The sequence below is a fragment of the Pseudomonas syringae genome (assembly GCF_021605415.1).
Classification (GTDB): Bacteria; Pseudomonadota; Gammaproteobacteria; order Pseudomonadales; family Pseudomonadaceae; genus Aquipseudomonas; species Aquipseudomonas syringae_S.
In genome coordinates, this window is sequence record NZ_WKEQ01000013.1 from 129,122 (window position 1) to 146,388 (window position 17,267).

Below are 17,267 nucleotides of genomic sequence, written 5' to 3' on the forward strand. Positions count from 1 at the left end.
AAAGCCCTCGCAAATTGAGTGACGCTAAAATTAGAAGCGGTAGTGCGAGAAAGCTTTGTTAGCTTCAGCCATACGGTGCACGTCTTCACGCTTCTTAACTGCAGCACCTTTACCTTCAGCAGCATCCAGCAGCTCGCCAGCCAAGCGCAGAGCCATAGACTTCTCGCCACGCTTGCGTGCGAAGTCTACCAACCAGCGCATTGCCAGAGCGTTACGACGCGACGGACGAACTTCGACCGGAACCTGGTAAGTAGCACCACCAACGCGGCGCGACTTCACTTCGACCAGCGGAGCGATGGCGTCGAGTGCTTTTTCGAAGAGTTCCAGGGGATCGGTGCCGGCCTTACGAGCCTTCACGGTATCCAGGGCACCATAAACGATACGCTCGGCAACGGCTTTCTTGCCGCTTTCCATAACGTGGTTCATGAATTTGGCGAGGATCTGGCTTCCGTATTTCGGATCGTCCAGAATCTCACGCTTGGCTGCTACGCGACGTCTTGGCATTGATAAGCCCTCAAACGGTCTTCAGGTTAGCCCGGGACAGATCCAGTGGATGCGTGCCCGACCTTACTCTTATCGACTCAAAAAAATAGAAACTTCAAAAACGGCCGATTACTTCGGACGCTTGGTACCGTACTTCGAACGACCTTGGTTACGACCTTTAACGCCGGAAGTATCCAGGGAGCCGCGAACGGTGTGGTAACGAACACCTGGCAAGTCTTTTACACGACCGCCGCGGATCAGTACCACGCTGTGCTCTTGCAGGTTGTGGCCTTCACCGCCGATGTACGAGGAAACCTCGAAACCGTTGGTCAGGCGCACACGGCATACTTTACGCAGTGCCGAGTTAGGTTTTTTCGGCGTGGTGGTGTACACACGGGTGCACACACCACGACGTTGCGGGCAGTTCTGCAGCGCAGGTACGTCGGATTTCTCGACGATACGCTTACGCGGCTGACGTACCAGCTGGTTGATAGTTGCCATCTACTAGCTCCACTGTTGTCTTGCGACGCTATTGTCTTGCAAGAAAAGCAAAATGGCAGGAACGAATTCCCGCCAAATTTAGGGGATCAAGAGTCTAAAGAGGATCTTGTCCCCAGTCAAGGCAAGGCCCCGACCTCCCCGTTCATCGAACCTCGACTTATTGTCTCGATTCGATGAACGGAACGATCAGGGCCGTGCGCTCATTTACCGCAGAACTCAGTTACCGCTCGAGTTCAGCGCTTCGGTCAGTGCAGCTTCCACTTCACTGGCGCTTACGCGCAACGGCTTGTCTGCTTCACGGCGACGCTTACGCTCGCTGTGGTAGGCCAGGCCGGTACCGGCCGGGATCAGACGACCCACGACCACGTTTTCTTTCAGGCCACGCAGGTAATCGCGCTTGCCGGTAACGGCCGCTTCGGTCAGTACACGGGTGGTTTCCTGGAAGGAAGCCGCCGAGATGAACGATTCGGTCGACAACGACGCCTTGGTGATACCCAGCAGTACGCGAGTGAACTTGGAGACAAACTTGTCCTCCGCGCCCAGACGTTCGTTCTCTACCAGTACGTGAGTCAGTTCCATCTGGTCGCCCTTGATGAAACTGGAATCGCCGGACTCAGCGATTTCAACTTTACGCAGCATCTGACGCAGGATGGTCTCGATGTGCTTGTCGTTGATCTTCACGCCTTGCAGACGGTAAACGTCCTGGATCTCGTTCACGATGTACTTGGCCAGCGCGCTCACACCCAGCAGACGCAGGATGTCGTGCGGATCGCTCGGGCCGTCGGAGATAACTTCGCCGCGGTTTACCTGTTCGCCTTCGAACACGTTCAGGTGACGCCACTTCGGAATCAGCTCCTCGTACGGGTCGCTACCGTCGTTCGGGGTAATGACCAGACGACGCTTGCCCTTGGTCTCTTTACCGAACGCGATGGTGCCGCTGACTTCAGCCAGAATCGACGCTTCTTTCGGACGACGAGCTTCGAACAAGTCAGCAACACGCGGCAGACCACCGGTGATGTCACGAGTCTTCGAAGTTTCTTGCGGGATACGAGCGATAACATCACCGATCGCAATCTTCGCACCATCCGCTACACCGACCAGGGCGTTGGCTGGCAGGAAGTACTGAGCGATTACGTCAGTGCCTGGCAGTAACAGATCCTTGCCGTTGTCATCGACCATCTTCACGGCAGGACGGATGTCCTTACCGGCAGCTGGACGATCTTTCGCGTCGAGTACTTCAATGTTGGTCATACCGGTCAATTCGTCAGTCTGACGCTTGATCGTGATGCCTTCTTCCATGCCCACGTAGGTCACGGTACCTTTCATTTCGGTAACGATCGGGTGAGTGTGCGGATCCCACTTGGCAACGATTGCGCCAGCGTCGACCTTGTCACCTTCTTTAACCGAAATCACGGCACCGTATGGCAGCTTGTAACGCTCACGCTCACGACCAAAGTCATCAGCGATGGCCAGCTCACCGGAACGGGACACAGCCACCAAGTGACCATCCACTCGCTCAACGTGCTTCAGGTTGTGCAGACGGACGGTACCGCCATTCTTCACCTGAACGCTGTCGGCTGCGGAAGTACGGCTTGCCGCACCACCGATGTGGAACGTACGCATCGTCAGCTGGGTACCCGGCTCACCGATGGACTGAGCGGCGATAACACCGACTGCTTCACCAATGTTCACCTGGTGACCACGTGCCAGATCGCGGCCGTAGCACTTGGCGCAAATGCCGAAGCGGGTTTCGCAGCTGATCGGCGAACGCACGATCACTTCGTCGATGCTGTTCAGCTCGATGAACTCGACCCACTTCTCGTCTACCAGAGTGCCGGCAGGAACGATAACGTCCTCGGTACCTGGCTTGAATACGTCACGGGCAATGACACGACCCAATACGCGCTCACCCAACGGCTCTACAACGTCACCGCCTTCAATGTGCGGAGTCATCAGCAAGCCGTGTTCGGTGCCGCAATCGATCTCGGTCACAACCAGATCCTGCGCCACGTCTACCAGACGACGAGTCAGGTAACCGGAGTTCGCAGTCTTCAACGCGGTATCCGCCAGACCTTTACGAGCACCGTGAGTGGAGATGAAGTACTGAAGTACGCTCAAACCTTCACGGAAGTTCGCAGTAATCGGCGTTTCAATGATGGAGCCGTCCGGCTTGGCCATCAGACCACGCATACCGGCGAGCTGACGAATCTGTGCTGCGGAACCCCGCGCACCCGAGTCGGCCATCATGTACATCGAGTTGAACGATTCCTGGTCGACTTCGACACCATGGCGGTCGATGACTTTCTCTTTCGAGAGGTTGGCCATCATCGCCTTGGAAACTTCGTCGTTCGCCTTGGACCAAAGGTCGATCACTTTGTTGTACTTCTCGCCCTGGGTTACCAGGCCGGAGGCGTACTGGCTTTCGATTTCTTTCACTTCATCAGTTGCAGCATTGATGATGCGGGCCTTTTCATCCGGGATAACGAAGTCGTTAACACCGATCGAAACGCCGGAAATGGTCGAGTAAGCAAAACCGGTGTACATCAACTGGTCAGCGAAGATCACAGTCTCTTTCAGACCAACCACGCGGTAGCACTGGTTGATCAGCTTGGAGATCGCCTTTTTCTTCATCGGCAGGTTGACGACGTCGTAAGACAGACCTTTTGGCACAACCTGGAACAGCAGCGCACGGCCGACAGTGGTGTCGACGATACGGGTGCCGCTCACGCTGTTGCCGTCACGATCGTTCACGGTTTCGTTGATACGAACCTTGATCTTGGCGTGCAGTGCGGCTTCGCCGGCACGGAACACACGGTCAACTTCCTGCAGATCCGCAAACACACGACCTTCGCCCTTGGCGTTGATCGCTTCGCGAGTCATGTAGTACAGACCCAATACAACGTCCTGCGACGGAACGATGATTGGCTCACCGTTGGCTGGCGACAGAATGTTGTTGGTCGACATCATCAACGCACGCGCTTCGAGCTGGGCTTCCAGCGTCAGCGGTACGTGCACGGCCATTTGGTCGCCGTCGAAGTCGGCGTTGTACGCAGCGCAGACCAGCGGGTGCAGCTGGATAGCCTTACCTTCGATCAGTACCGGTTCAAACGCCTGGATCCCCAGACGGTGAAGGGTCGGTGCACGGTTGAGGAGAACCGGGTGTTCGCGGATCACTTCAGCGAGAACGTCCCAAACCTCTGGCAGTTCGCGCTCGACCATTTTCTTGGCGGCTTTGATGGTGGTCGCGAGACCGCGCATTTCCAGCTTGCCGAAAATAAACGGCTTGAACAGCTCGAGCGCCATCTTCTTAGGAAGACCGCACTGATGCAGACGCAGGGTCGGGCCTACGGTAATTACCGAACGACCCGAGTAGTCAACACGCTTACCGAGCAAGTTCTGACGGAAACGACCCTGCTTACCCTTGATCATGTCAGCCAGGGATTTCAGAGGACGCTTGTTCGAACCGGTGATAGCGCGGCCACGACGACCGTTGTCGAGCAATGCATCGACAGCTTCCTGCAACATACGCTTTTCGTTGCGCACGATGATGTCCGGAGCGGACAGATCCAGCAGGCGCTTCAAACGGTTGTTACGGTTGATCACTCGACGATACAGATCGTTGAGGTCGGACGTCGCGAAACGACCGCCATCCAGTGGAACCAGTGGACGCAGATCCGGCGGCAGAACCGGCAGAACGGTCAACACCATCCACTCTGGCAGGTTGCCGGAACCCTGGAAGGCCTCCATCAACTTCAGACGCTTGGACAGCTTCTTGATCTTGGTTTCGGAGTTGGTTTGCGGAATTTCTTCGCGCAGGCGGCCAATCTCGTGCTCCAGGTCGATAGCGTGCAGCAGTTCACGGACAGCTTCGGCACCCATGCGAGCGTCGAAATCGTCACCGAACTCTTCCAGCGCTTCGAAGTACTGCTCGTCGTTCAGCAGCTGACCTTTCTCAAGGGTGGTCATGCCTGGATCGATAACGACGTAGCTCTCGAAGTAGAGAACGCGTTCGATATCACGCAGGGTCATGTCCATCAGCAAGCCGATACGGGACGGCAGCGATTTCAGGAACCAGATGTGGGCAACCGGCGATGCCAGCTCGATGTGCGCCATGCGCTCACGACGAACCTTGGCCAGCGCAACTTCAACGCCGCACTTCTCGCAGATCACACCACGGTGCTTCAAGCGCTTGTACTTACCGCACAGGCACTCGTAATCCTTTACCGGGCCAAAGATCTTGGCGCAGAACAGACCGTCACGCTCAGGTTTGAACGTACGGTAGTTGATCGTTTCGGGCTTTTTAACTTCACCGAACGACCAAGAGCGGATCATCTCAGGCGAGGCCAATCCAATACGGATGGCGTCGAACTCTTCGACTTGACCCTGGTTTTTCAGCAAATTCAGTAGGTCTTTCAAGGCCTTTCCTCCTGGCGGAGCAGAGAGCGGGCAATCCTGCCCCGCTCTCGATTCGCGTCACGTGTTATTCGGTTTCCAGATCGATATCGATGCCGAGGGAACGAATTTCCTTGATCAACACGTTGAAAGACTCGGGCATGCCCGGCTCCATACGGTGATCGCCATCCACGATGTTTTTGTACATCTTGGTACGGCCGTTCACATCGTCCGACTTCACTGTGAGCATTTCTTGCAGAGTGTAAGCAGCACCGTATGCTTCCAGTGCCCAGACCTCCATCTCCCCGAAACGCTGACCACCGAACTGAGCCTTACCACCCAGCGGCTGCTGGGTAACCAGGCTGTACGAACCGGTAGAACGAGCGTGCATCTTGTCGTCTACCAAGTGGTTCAGCTTCAGCATGTACATGTAGCCAACGGTTACTGGACGCTCGAACTTGTTGCCGGTACGGCCGTCGGTCAACTGCATCTGGCCGCTTTCCGGCAGGTCTGCCAGTTTCAGCATGGCCTTGATTTCGCTTTCCTTGGCGCCGTCGAACACCGGGGTGGCCATCGGAACGCCGCCACGCAGGTTCTTAGCCAGATCCAGGATTTCCTGATCGGAGAAGCTGTCCAGATCTTCGTTACGACCGCCGATCTGGTTGTAGATCTCATCCAGGAAAGTACGCAGTTCCGCGACTTTACGCTGCTCTTCGACCATCCGGTTGATCTTCTCGCCCAAACCTTTGGCCGCGAGGCCCAGGTGGGTTTCAAGGATCTGACCAACGTTCATACGCGAAGGTACGCCCAGTGGGTTGAGGACGACGTCGACCGGGGTGCCATTGGCATCGTGCGGCATGTCTTCAACCGGCATGATCACGGAGACCACACCTTTGTTACCGTGACGACCGGCCATCTTGTCGCCCGGCTGGATGCGACGACGGATTGCCAGGTAAACCTTGACGATTTTCAGCACACCTGGAGCCAGGTCATCGCCCTGCTGCAGTTTGCGCTTCTTGTCTTCGAACTTGTCGTCCAGCAAACGGCGACGATCAACGATGTAGGCCTGGGCCTTCTCGAGCTGCTCGTTCAGAGCATCTTCAGCCATGCGCAGTTTGAACCACTGACCATGCTCAAGACCGTCGAGTACTTCGTCGGTGATGTCCTGACCTTTCTTCAGACCAGCACCGCCTTCAGCCTTGTGGCCTACCAGAGCGGAGCGCAGACGTTCGAAAGTGGCGCCTTCAACGATGCGGAACTCTTCGTTCAGATCTTTACGGATCTCGTCCAGCTGTGACTTCTCGATCGACAGGGCACGAGCATCACGCTCAACGCCGTCGCGGGTGAAGACCTGTACGTCGATGACAGTACCTTTGGTGCCAGTTGGCACGCGCAGGGAAGTATCTTTAACGTCGCTGGCTTTTTCACCGAAAATTGCACGCAGCAGTTTTTCTTCCGGAGTCAGTTGGGTCTCGCCTTTCGGAGTGACCTTGCCTACCAGAATGTCGCCTGCGCCAACTTCAGCACCTACGTAAACGATACCGGCTTCGTCCAGCTTGTTCAGTGCAGCTTCACCCACGTTAGGGATGTCCGCAGTGATTTCCTCTGGGCCAAGCTTGGTATCACGGGCCACACAGGTCAGTTCCTGAATGTGGATCGTCGTGAAGCGGTCTTCCTGAACGACGCGTTCCGACAGGCAGATGGAGTCTTCGAAGTTGAAGCCGTTCCATGCCATGAAGGCGATGCGCATGTTCTGACCCAGCGCCAGTTCACCCATGTCGGTGGACGGGCCATCGGCCATGATGTCACTACGCTGAACCCGATCACCCTTTCTCACCAGCGGACGCTGGTTGATGCAGGTGTTCTGGTTGGAGCGGGTGTATTTGGTCAGGTTGTAGATGTCGACACCGGCTTCACCGGTTTCAACTTCGTCATCGGCAACACGAACCACAATACGGCTGGCATCAACGGAATCGATCACGCCGCCACGACGAGCCACGACGCAAACGCCGGAGTCACGAGCTACGTTACGCTCCATGCCGGTACCTACCAGCGGCTTGTCAGCACGCAGGGTTGGTACAGCTTGACGCTGCATGTTCGAACCCATCAACGCACGGTTGGCGTCGTCGTGCTCGAGGAACGGAATCAGCGACGCTGCAACCGAAACTACCTGCTTCGGCGAAACGTCCATCAAGGTGACTTCTTCAGGCGCCTTGACGGTAAATTCGTTCAAGTGACGTACAGCTACCAGCTCGTCGATCAGAACTTTTTGTTCGTTCATGGTCGCCGAAGCCTGCGCGATCACGTGATCGGCTTCTTCAATAGCGGACAGGAACACGATGTCGTCGGTAACCACACCCTCTTTCACCACGCGGTACGGACTCTCGAGGAAGCCGTACTGGTTGGTGCGCGCATAAGCAGCCAGGGAGTTGATCAGGCCGATGTTCGGACCTTCCGGCGTTTCAATCGGGCAAACACGACCGTAGTGAGTCGGGTGTACGTCACGAACTTCGAAGCCCGCGCGCTCACGAGTCAAACCGCCAGGGCCGAGTGCAGAGACACGACGCTTGTGGGTGATCTCGGACAACGGGTTGTTCTGGTCCATGAACTGCGAGAGCTGGCTGGAACCGAAGAACTCTTTCACCGCCGCAGCCACTGGCTTGGCGTTGATCAGGTCTTGCGGCATCAGGCCTTCGCTTTCAGCCATCGACAGACGCTCTTTGACCGCACGCTCAACACGTACCAGGCCAACGCGGAACTGGTTCTCGGCCATTTCGCCTACGCAGCGAACACGACGGTTACCCAGGTGGTCGATGTCATCGACGATGCCCTTACCGTTACGGATGTCGACCAGAGTCTTCAGTACCGCGACGATGTCTTCCTTGCACAGCACGCCCGAACCTTCGATCTCGGTACGACCGATACGACGGTTGAACTTCATCCGGCCGACCGCAGAGAGGTCATAGCGCTCAGGGCTGAAGAACAGGTTGTTGAACAGGGTTTCAGCAGCGTCTTTGGTTGGCGGCTCGCCTGGACGCATCATGCGATAGATCTCGACCAGCGCTTCCAATTGGTTGCTGGTGGAGTCGATCTTCAGAGTGTCAGAGACGAACGGACCGCAGTCGATGTCGTTGGTGTACAGCGTTTCAATGCGAACGACGCCGGACTTGGCAACTTTCGCCAGAATGTCAGTCGTCAGCTCGGTATTGCACTCTGCCAGGATTTCGCCGGTAGCCGGATGCACGATGACCTTGGCGGTGGTGCGACCCAGGACGTAGTCCAGAGGCACGTCCAGCTCTTTGATCCCGGCCTTTTCCAGCTGGTTGATGTGACGGGCAGTGATACGACGACCCTGCTCGACAATCACCTTGCCTTTGTCGTCCTGAATGTCGAGGACAGCAATCTCACCGCGCAGGCGCTGAGGCACCAACTCCAGACTCAGGCTCTCGCCTTTCACGTGGAATACGTTGGTGGTGTAGAACGCGTCCAGCACTTCTTCGGTGGTGTAACCGAGCGCGCGCAGCAGTACCGATGCCGGCAGCTTGCGACGACGGTCGATACGCACGAACACGCAATCTTTCGGGTCGAACTCGAAGTCCAGCCAGGAACCGCGGTAAGGAATGATCCGCGCGGAGTACAGCAGTTTGCCGGAGCTGTGCGTCTTGCCGCGGTCGTGGTCGAAGAACACGCCCGGGGAACGGTGCAGCTGGGAAACGATTACACGCTCAGTACCGTTGATTACGAAGGTACCGTTTTCGGTCATCAGGGGGATTTCACCCATGTAGACTTCTTGCTCTTTGATGTCCTTGATCGCTTTATTCGACGATTCTTTGTCGAAAATGATCAGGCGCACTTTTACCCGCAAAGGTACGGCGAAAGTTACACCGCGCAATACGCATTCTTTGACATCAAATGCCGGTTCGCCCAGGCGATAACCGACGTACTCCAGCGCAGCATTGCCGGAGTAGCTGATGATCGGGAAAACGGATTTGAAGGCCGCATGCAGGCCCACGTCGCGGAACTGATCTTTAGTCGCTCCCGCTTGCAAGAATTCACGATACGAATCCAGCTGGATGGCCAGGAGGTACGGCACATCCATGACGTCCGGCAACTTGCTAAAGTCCTTGCGGATACGTTTTTTCTCAGTATATGAGTAAGCCATCAGCGTTCCCCAGCTTGGTCACCTGCTTGTTTGGCTCCCCCCGACGGGAGCAGCCAGAAAATCGTGCAAACCCCATGGTTTGCGCCACCGCATCGGGTGGTTACAGCTCGCTATCGACACCGACCCAGTCGGCTGCCAATAACGGAAAAAGGCCGGTGGCAAGAGCCACCAGCCATCAGCCTGTCGCTTGACGCTCGGGCTGGAGGAGCAAAGTCGATGCTTACTTCAGCTCGACTTTAGCGCCTGCTTCTTCCAGAGTTGCTTTGGCTTTGTCAGCTGCGTCTTTGGCAACAGCTTCCAGAACCATGGCAGGAGCGCCGTCAACTACAGCCTTGGCTTCTTTCAGGCCCAGACCGGTCAGTTCACGTACTGCCTTGATCACGTTTACTTTCTTCTCGCCAGCTTCGGTCAGCATGACGTTGAATTCGGTTTGCTCTTCAGCAACGGCAGCAGCAACAGCTGGACCAGCCGAAGCAGCAGCAGCGGTAACACCGAAAGTTTCTTCCATCGCTTTGATCAGCTCAACGATTTCCACTACGGATTTCTGGCCGATTGCTTCGATGATTTGTTCGTTAGTCAGAGACATGACTCAATTCCTGAATTGGGGGACAGCCGGCAGGCCATCGAAATAAACAAAAAATACGCGAGAGATGAAATTGCTCAGCCTCAGGCTGCAGCAGCTTCTTTCTGATCGCGAATTGCCGCCAGAGTACGAGCCAACTTGCTGGTAGCGCCTTGAATCACGCTCATCAGCTGAGAAATTGCTTCGTCACGGGTCGGCAGAGTTGCCAGCACGTCGATTTGGTTTGCTGCGAGGAACTTGCCCTCGAACGCAGCTGCCTTGATCTCGAACTTGTTCTGACCCTTGGCAAACTCTTTGAAAATACGAGCAGCAGCGCCCGGATGTTCGTTCGAGAATGCAATCAGGGTAGGGCCGGTGAACACGTCGTTGAGGACACTGTAATCAGTGCCAGCAACGGCGCGCTTGAGCAGGGTGTTACGTACGACACGTACGTATACGCCAGCTTCACGAGCCTCTTTACGGAGTCCGGTCATTGCGCCTACTGTTACGCCACGTGCATCAACCACGACAGCGGACAGAGCGACTTTGGCAGCCTCGTTGACTTCAGCGACGATGGCCTTCTTGTCTTCGAGATTAATTGCCACGGGTTAAACTCCTGCTTGTTACCGTTTCATCTGGCCAGGGCCGGATGTCGTTTTGGTGTCTGATTCGGTAAGGAACCGGGAGCACCATCTGCGTAGGCTTGAGGTTTAAGACTTGCGTCGCCTACGGTCTTGGATAGCCCCCGCCAGGCAGGGACCCCAATTTTTCAATTGACGCAATCGCTTGCGCCAATCTTTGTCTTACGCGTCGAGCGAGCTTTGGTCGATGACCAGACCTGGGCCCATAGTGGTGCTCAGGGTTACACGCTTGACGTAGATGCCTTTCGAGGAAGCTGGCTTGATACGCTTCAGATCAGCGATCAGGGCTTCAACGTTTTCCTTCAGCTTGACGGCATCGAAGCCGATCTTGCCAACGGAAGTGTGGATGATGCCGTTTTTGTCGGTGCGATAACGAACCTGACCAGCCTTGGCGTTTTTAACCGCGGTAGCTACGTCTGGCGTTACGGTGCCGACTTTAGGGTTAGGCATCAGACCACGTGGACCGAGGATCTGACCCAACTGACCTACAACGCGCATTGCATCCGGGGATGCGATCACTACGTCATAGTTCAGGTCGCCGCCTTTCATTTCGGCAGCCAGGTCGTCCATGCCTACACGGTCAGCGCCGGCAGCCAGAGCGGCCTCGGCAGCTGGACCCTGAGTAAACACAGCAACGCGAACAGTCTTGCCAGTGCCGTGTGGCAGCACAGTAGCGCTACGAACGACCTGGTCGGATTTACGCGGGTCAACACCCAGATTAACAGCTACGTCGAACGACTCGCTGAACTTGACAGTCGACAGCTCAGCCAGCAGGGAAGCAGCGTCTACAAAGTTGTAGGCCTTGCCTGCTTCGATTTTGCCGGCGATAGCCTTTTGACGCTTGGTCAGCTTAGCCATTACACACCCTCCACGTTAAGGCCCATGCTACGAGCAGAACCGGCGATAGTACGCACGGCTGCATCCATATCAGCTGCAGTCAGATCCGCGTTTTTGGTTTTCGCGATTTCTTCCAGCTGAGCACGAGTCACGGTGCCAACCTTAACGGTGTTCGGACGAGCGGAGCCGCTGGTCAGACCGGCCGCCTTCTTCAGCAGAACCGAAGCAGGGGTGGATTTGGTTTCGAAAGTGAAGCTACGGTCGCTGTAGACAGTGATGATCACTGGAGTCGGCAGACCAGCCTCAAGACCCTGAGTACGGGCGTTGAAAGCCTTGCAGAATTCCATGATGTTCACGCCGTGCTGACCCAGAGCAGGACCAACAGGTGGGCTTGGGTTAGCCTGAGCGGCCTTCACTTGCAGCTTGATGTAAGCGGTAATTTTCTTGGCCATGAGGCACTCCAATTACGGGTTCGAACGCCTCGAAAGGCTCCCCGGTTACTTGCGCGTTTATCCCAGTGACGACAAAACCCCACAGCCTACGGCTGCGGGGTTGGGATGCTTGATCAGCTAGACCTTTTCGACCTGGCTGAACTCCAACTCTACCGGAGTAGAGCGTCCGAAAATGAGCACCGCCACTTGGATCCGGCTCTTTTCGTAGTTAACTTCTTCCACAACACCGTTGAAATCGGCAAACGGACCGTCGTTGACACGTACGGTTTCGCCTGGCTCGAACAACGTCTTCGGCTTCGGCTTGTCACTACCATCAGCAACGCGACGCAGAATTGCTTCGGCCTCTTTATCAGTAATTGGCGCAGGCTTATCGGCGGTACCGCCAATGAAACCCATCACCCGAGGCGTATCCTTGACCAAGTGCCAAGTACCCTCATTCATATCCATCTGAACCAGCACATAACCCGGGAAGAACTTGCGCTCGCTTTTGCGTTTCTGGCCATTACGCATTTCAACCACTTCTTCAGTGGGAACCAGAATTTCGCCAAAGCCATCTTCCATGCCAGCCAGCTTTACGCGCTCTACCAGCGAGCGCATTACATGCTTCTCGTAACCCGAGTAAGCATGCACAACATACCAACGCTTAGCCACGGGACACCCTTAGCCGACAATCAAGGAAACAAGCCAACCGAGCAGGGAATCGAGCCCCCACAACAGCAGCGCCATAACCAACACCACAGCCACAACAATCAGCGTTGTCTGCGTGGTTTCTTGACGCGTTGGCCAAACGACTTTACGAATCTCAGTACGAGCTTCCTTGGCGAGCACAAAGAAAGACTTGCCCTTGGCCGTCTGCAGGCCTACAAAGGCAGCTACAGCAGCAAGCGCAAGCAATGCCAGCACGCGGTACAGGATCGGCGAAGCAGAAAAATACTGATTGCCAACAACGCCAACAACCACCAAAGCGACTACTACTAGCCACTTGAGCAGATCGAAGCGAGAGCCTTGAGCTTCAGCTTTAGGAGTCATCTATGAAGATCCTGTGAAAAGGAAGCCAGATACACCGAGTGAATCTGGCAGGTCAGGAGGGAATCGAACCCCCAACCTACGGTTTTGGAGACCGTCGCTCTGCCAATTGAGCTACTGACCTAAAACAAAATCAGGCCGACCATTATGCCGGCCCGAAAAAGACATTACAACAACTTACTCGATTACTTTCGCAACCACACCAGCTCCAACGGTACGACCGCCTTCACGGATAGCGAAACGCAGACCGTCTTCCATCGCAATGGTTTTGATCAGAGTAACTTCCATCTGGATGTTGTCACCTGGCATTACCATTTCAACGCCTTCTGGCAGCTGGCAGTTACCAGTCACGTCAGTAGTACGGAAGTAGAACTGCGGACGGTAGCCTTTGAAGAACGGAGTGTGACGACCGCCTTCTTCCTTGCTCAGCACGTAAACTTCTGCAGTGAACTTGGTGTGTGGCTTAACCGAACCCGGCTTGACCAGAACCTGGCCACGCTCAACGTCGTCACGCTTGGTGCCACGTAGCAGGACGCCGCAGTTCTCGCCAGCACGACCTTGGTCGAGCAGCTTGCGGAACATTTCAACACCTGTGCAGGTGGTGGTGGTGGTATCACGCAGACCAACGATTTCCAGTGCGTCTTGAACGTTAACAACACCACGCTCGATACGACCAGTTACAACAGTACCGCGACCGGAGATCGAGAATACGTCCTCGATTGGCATCAGGAACGGCTTGTCGATAGCACGCTCTGGCTCTGGGATATAAGTATCCAGAGTCTCTACGAGCTTCTTGACAGCCGATGTCCCCATACCATTTTCATCATTACCTTCCAGCGCCATGCGCGCAGAACCAATGATGATTGGAGTGTCATCACCTGGGAAATCGTAAGTGCTCAGCAGATCGCGCACTTCCATCTCAACCAGCTCCAGCAGTTCAGCGTCGTCTACCAGGTCAGCCTTGTTCAGGAAAACCACGATGTACGGAACGCCAACCTGACGGGATAGTAGGATGTGCTCACGGGTTTGTGGCATCGGACCATCGGCGGCCGAGCAAACCAGAATAGCGCCATCCATCTGAGCAGCACCGGTAATCATATTCTTCACGTAATCAGCGTGACCCGGGCAGTCAACATGCGCGTAGTGACGCACAGCCGAATCATACTCAACGTGAGCAGTATTAATGGTGATGCCGCGTGCCTTCTCTTCCGGAGCGCTATCGATCTTGTCGAAGTCAACCTTGGCCGAACCGAAAACCTCGGAGCAGACGCGGGTCAGAGCAGCAGTCAAAGTTGTCTTACCGTGGTCAACATGACCAATGGTACCGACATTGACGTGCGGCTTGTTACGTTCGAACTTTTCCTTAGCCATCGAAATCACCCCTAAGAGTAGAATTAAGCAAACTACATCGACCATTAAAACAAAGGCAGATATTTTCATATCTGCCTTGTTATATGGAGCTCTTGAGCGGATTTGAACCGCTGACCTCACCCTTACCAAGGGTGTGCTCTACCAACTGAGCTACAAGAGCGCAACACCTTTGCACAACCTGCAAACCTGGAGCGGGTAGCGGGAATCGAACCCGCATCATCAGCTTGGAAGGCTGAGGTTCTACCACTAAACTATACCCGCAGAGCTTGCAGCTCACGCTAAATTGGTGGAGGGGGAAGGATTCGAACCTTCGAAGTCGTAGACGTCAGATTTACAGTCTGATCCCTTTGGCCGCTCGGGAACCCCTCCTAAGCGAGCCGGCATTTTACACTGCGCCGACCTTCTGTCAAGCATTTTCTCAATCAAATCTTGAGGTTAGCTGCATTGACATCGCTTCGCTGCTTGAACCTTAAAGGTCTTCACTGCGGAGCGGGCGCCATTCTATGCAAACTATTCGGCAGGTGCAACCCCTTCACACTGCATTATTTTATGTTTTAACTCGTTGAATTCCTTGGAAAGGTTTTGCAATTGAATATCACCTAATAAACCTCGACTCTCCGGTGCAATCTGCAACCAACGCCCAGACTCAGGACTATCGTCGCGAGATGGCTGAGCCCTGACCCCGATATCGGCCAGTCGACGCATCAAGACCTGAACCATATCCAAACGCGAAAGACCTCCGACAAATAGGCACTGGTTACTTTTCGCATCACTTCGCTCACGAACCTTATCCGACTCACTTAATAATCGAATGTCTTGCTGTGAACCGCGATATAAATTGAGTGGCGTTACGTCTTTTGCGCGCAGAGGCGCTTCTTGCTGATGCCAGACGTAATAGAAAACGTTGAGTACAACCAACAGAAGAAACAACCAGCGCATATGAACCTCAGGTCAAAGGACAAGCCATAGCCAAGCCCACGAACACCAGATCAGGCACCACCCTTGCGTTCGGCACTACACCCGAGACTAATCCTGCATCCCCGCCCGTTATGAATACAGTGAAGTTTTCCCCCCAAAAGCCTCGCGCGATTTCCAGTTGAGTCAGTACGAACCCCTTCAGCATCAACGCACAACCCCGCTCCACCGCCTCAACTGTAGAGCGCCCGGGAGCATCACTGGCAAGAGCTTCTTCTGCCGCCACGTCGCCATAGCGGATTTTGCGTGTATGGGTGCGCAGCTGATTGCGCATCAGCGGCATTCCAGGACAAATGAAGCCACCAAGATGCTCGCCGTCAGCAGCAACGAAATCGGCGGTCACCGCCGTACCGAAGTCCAACACCAGGCACGCACCGGAAGCCAGGTGAAATCCGCCAAGCAGTGCCAACCATCGATCAAGCCCAAGACGCTGGTAATCATCGTACCCATTGCGTACGCCAGACATTTCTTGCGCTGGCGCAGCACATATAGCTGTCACACCAAAAGCACCTTGCAACATACCTATCAAGGCATCGGTTTCCTCAACTGACCTGACGCTAACCAGTCGACAGGCACGGAGCGACAATCCTTCAAAAGCGCACAATTTCTCAAGGAGCCCCTGGTCAGAGTCGACGACACCCTCTCCAATCAATCGGCCGGCAGGCGCAGCTAAAACACGCCATTTGATAAAGCTGTTGCCGCAGTCAAGCTCAAGAATCATCACGCAACCTCAGACTGAGCTCACCGCCACTAAACACTTTTTCCACACCATCCACCTTTAAGCGCAAGCCTCCCCGACCATCGATGCCCTGCACAACACCTTCGATGGTATTGGTGCCAGCAATCAACGACACAGCTCTATGTTGCCACAAGTGATTTTTCTCCCACTCTGACTGAAGTGACGAAAAACCACTCGCTTGGTGGCGCCCAAGATAGATCTGTAACTGATGACTCAATTCAGTCACCAGGCGATTTCGATCGCAGCTTCCTCCAGATTCAAGGCGTATCGAGGTCCACTGCTGATCGACCTCAACTGCAGCCTGCATATTTACGTTTATCCCAATTCCCAGCACAACGTGACAAACATCCGCAGGGTCACCAACTAACTCCAACAAAATACCAGCGATTTTTTTTTGGTCGACCAATACATCGTTTGGCCATTTCAGACCGGCCCCCGCTACACCCAGCCCACGCAAAGTTTGCATTACTGCCAAGCCTACAACGAGACTTAAACCTTCAAGCTGTCGCATGCCGCCATCAATGCGCAACACAAGACTGTAATAGAGATTTTCGGCGAAGGGACTTACCCATTTCCGCCCTCTTCGCCCTCGCCCCGCGATCTGTCGCTCCGCCAGAATGAGGAAGGGCGCGACCTGCCCACGGCTTATGGCGCGCAATGCCTCCGCATTTGTGGAGTCGATTGTGTCAAACACCGTTACCGGCCATTCAACGCCAGCATCATTTATTTCGAGAGGATCGAGCAGGGCTAACGGCGATGCCAGTTGGTAACCGCGACCCCGGACTTTATGAACAGACAACCCTAGCTCAGCCTCGAGAAGCTGCAATTGCTTCCACACCGCGCTACGACTGACACCCAGGGCAAGACCCAAAGCCTGCCCGGAATGGAAGCGACCATCCTTAAGTAGATTCAACAACGTCAGCATGCACAATTCGCCTCTCAATGAGGCCCGAATGATAGCTATGCGCCGGGCCGTTGCATAGAAATCCAGTACCTTGGCTTTCTTGCAGACAAAACAAAACCCCATCTGCTTTCGCAAATGGGGTTTCGGAATTTAATCTTGACGATGACCTACTCTCACATGGGGAAACCCCACACTACCATCGGCGATGCATCGTTTCACTGC

Annotated in this window: 14 protein-coding genes and 4 tRNA genes; all 18 read right to left on the bottom strand. The window is 55.0% G+C overall.

Annotated elements, in window-relative coordinates; translation table 11 throughout:
- Nucleotides 1-30: 30 nt before the first annotated feature.
- The gene (gene rpsG / locus GIW69_RS12125; RefSeq protein ID WP_007970418.1) at nucleotides 31-504 is read right to left on the bottom strand and encodes a 30S ribosomal protein S7; all 474 of its coding nucleotides are present in this window, start codon (nucleotides 502-504) and stop codon (nucleotides 31-33) included.
- A gap of 108 nt (nucleotides 505-612) precedes the next feature.
- Nucleotides 613-984, bottom strand: coding sequence for a 30S ribosomal protein S12 (gene rpsL / locus GIW69_RS12130; protein WP_003186084.1), 372 nt, complete (start codon nucleotides 982-984; stop codon nucleotides 613-615).
- A 216-nt stretch (nucleotides 985-1,200) separates the two neighbouring features.
- A complete protein-coding gene (rpoC, locus tag GIW69_RS12135; RefSeq protein ID WP_236482767.1) occupies nucleotides 1,201-5,400 on the bottom strand; it encodes a DNA-directed RNA polymerase subunit beta' in 4,200 nt (1,399 codons plus the stop codon).
- Between the two features lie 64 nt (nucleotides 5,401-5,464).
- On the bottom strand, nucleotides 5,465-9,538 hold the full coding sequence (gene rpoB / locus GIW69_RS12140) for a DNA-directed RNA polymerase subunit beta (protein ID WP_236482769.1): 4,074 nt from the start codon (nucleotides 9,536-9,538) through the stop codon (nucleotides 5,465-5,467).
- 220 nt (nucleotides 9,539-9,758) lie between these two features.
- Nucleotides 9,759-10,124, bottom strand: coding sequence for a 50S ribosomal protein L7/L12 (gene rplL, locus GIW69_RS12145; RefSeq protein ID WP_236482771.1), 366 nt, complete (start codon nucleotides 10,122-10,124; stop codon nucleotides 9,759-9,761).
- A gap of 80 nt (nucleotides 10,125-10,204) precedes the next feature.
- The gene (gene rplJ, locus GIW69_RS12150; protein ID WP_236482773.1) at nucleotides 10,205-10,705 is read right to left on the bottom strand and encodes a 50S ribosomal protein L10; all 501 of its coding nucleotides are present in this window, start codon (nucleotides 10,703-10,705) and stop codon (nucleotides 10,205-10,207) included.
- Nucleotides 10,706-10,903: 198 nt separating this feature from the next.
- Nucleotides 10,904-11,599 (bottom strand): 50S ribosomal protein L1, encoded by a 696-nt coding sequence (rplA, locus tag GIW69_RS12155; RefSeq protein ID WP_236482775.1) that lies wholly within the window; start codon nucleotides 11,597-11,599, stop codon nucleotides 10,904-10,906.
- On the bottom strand, nucleotides 11,599-12,030 hold the full coding sequence (rplK, locus tag GIW69_RS12160) for a 50S ribosomal protein L11 (RefSeq protein WP_003228756.1): 432 nt from the start codon (nucleotides 12,028-12,030) through the stop codon (nucleotides 11,599-11,601). Before rplK ends, rplA begins: the two co-directional genes overlap by 1 nt.
- Before the next feature lie 117 nt (nucleotides 12,031-12,147).
- Nucleotides 12,148-12,681: a transcription termination/antitermination protein NusG gene (gene nusG / locus GIW69_RS12165; protein ID WP_007916492.1), complete on the bottom strand. Its 534-nt coding sequence runs from the start codon at nucleotides 12,679-12,681 to the stop codon at nucleotides 12,148-12,150.
- Nucleotides 12,682-12,690: 9 nt separating this feature from the next.
- Nucleotides 12,691-13,059, bottom strand: a complete 369-nt coding sequence (secE, locus tag GIW69_RS12170) for a preprotein translocase subunit SecE (RefSeq protein ID WP_236482777.1) — start codon at nucleotides 13,057-13,059, stop codon at nucleotides 12,691-12,693.
- Between the two features lie 45 nt (nucleotides 13,060-13,104).
- Nucleotides 13,105-13,180, bottom strand: a tRNA-Trp gene (locus GIW69_RS12175).
- A 53-nt stretch (nucleotides 13,181-13,233) separates the two neighbouring features.
- Complete coding sequence (gene tuf / locus GIW69_RS12180) at nucleotides 13,234-14,427, bottom strand: elongation factor Tu (RefSeq protein WP_236482808.1); 1,194 nt, start codon at nucleotides 14,425-14,427, stop codon at nucleotides 13,234-13,236.
- Between the two features lie 84 nt (nucleotides 14,428-14,511).
- Nucleotides 14,512-14,587, bottom strand: a tRNA-Thr gene (locus GIW69_RS12185).
- 27 nt (nucleotides 14,588-14,614) lie between these two features.
- Nucleotides 14,615-14,688 (bottom strand) — tRNA-Gly (locus GIW69_RS12190).
- A gap of 23 nt (nucleotides 14,689-14,711) precedes the next feature.
- A tRNA-Tyr gene (locus GIW69_RS12195) sits at nucleotides 14,712-14,796 on the bottom strand.
- 141 nt (nucleotides 14,797-14,937) lie between these two features.
- Nucleotides 14,938-15,366, bottom strand: a complete 429-nt coding sequence (locus GIW69_RS12200) for an SdiA-regulated/phytase-like domain-containing protein (protein ID WP_236482799.1) — start codon at nucleotides 15,364-15,366, stop codon at nucleotides 14,938-14,940.
- Between the two features lie 7 nt (nucleotides 15,367-15,373).
- Nucleotides 15,374-16,123, bottom strand: coding sequence for a pantothenate kinase (locus tag GIW69_RS12205; RefSeq protein WP_236482801.1), 750 nt, complete (start codon nucleotides 16,121-16,123; stop codon nucleotides 15,374-15,376).
- Nucleotides 16,113-17,066 (bottom strand): bifunctional biotin--[acetyl-CoA-carboxylase] ligase/biotin operon repressor BirA, encoded by a 954-nt coding sequence (gene birA, locus GIW69_RS12210; RefSeq protein ID WP_236482802.1) that lies wholly within the window; start codon nucleotides 17,064-17,066, stop codon nucleotides 16,113-16,115. Before birA ends, GIW69_RS12205 begins: the two co-directional genes overlap by 11 nt.
- Between the last annotated feature and the right edge of the window lie 201 nt (nucleotides 17,067-17,267).

Bases quoted from the DNA above. Each gene is read 5' to 3' on its own strand.
- rplA (WP_236482775.1), bottom strand. From the start codon at position 11,599: ATGGCTAAGCTGACCAAGCGTCAAAAGGCTATCGCCGGCAAAATCGAA.
- secE (WP_236482777.1), bottom strand. From the start codon at position 13,059: ATGACTCCTAAAGCTGAAGCTCAAGGCTCTCGCTTCGATCTGCTCAAG.
- tuf (WP_236482808.1), bottom strand. From the start codon at position 14,427: ATGGCTAAGGAAAAGTTCGAACGTAACAAGCCGCACGTCAATGTCGGT.
- GIW69_RS12200 (WP_236482799.1), bottom strand. From the start codon at position 15,366: ATGCGCTGGTTGTTTCTTCTGTTGGTTGTACTCAACGTTTTCTATTAC.
- rpsG (WP_007970418.1), bottom strand. From the start codon at position 504: ATGCCAAGACGTCGCGTAGCAGCCAAGCGTGAGATTCTGGACGATCCG.
- rplL (WP_236482771.1), bottom strand. From the start codon at position 10,124: ATGTCTCTGACTAACGAACAAATCATCGAAGCAATCGGCCAGAAATCC.
- rplK (WP_003228756.1), bottom strand. From the start codon at position 12,030: ATGGCCAAGAAAATTACCGCTTACATCAAGCTGCAAGTGAAGGCCGCT.
- birA (WP_236482802.1), bottom strand. From the start codon at position 17,066: ATGCTGACGTTGTTGAATCTACTTAAGGATGGTCGCTTCCATTCCGGG.
- rpsL (WP_003186084.1), bottom strand. From the start codon at position 984: ATGGCAACTATCAACCAGCTGGTACGTCAGCCGCGTAAGCGTATCGTC.
- GIW69_RS12205 (WP_236482801.1), bottom strand. From the start codon at position 16,123: ATGATTCTTGAGCTTGACTGCGGCAACAGCTTTATCAAATGGCGTGTT.
- rpoB (WP_236482769.1), bottom strand. From the start codon at position 9,538: ATGGCTTACTCATATACTGAGAAAAAACGTATCCGCAAGGACTTTAGC.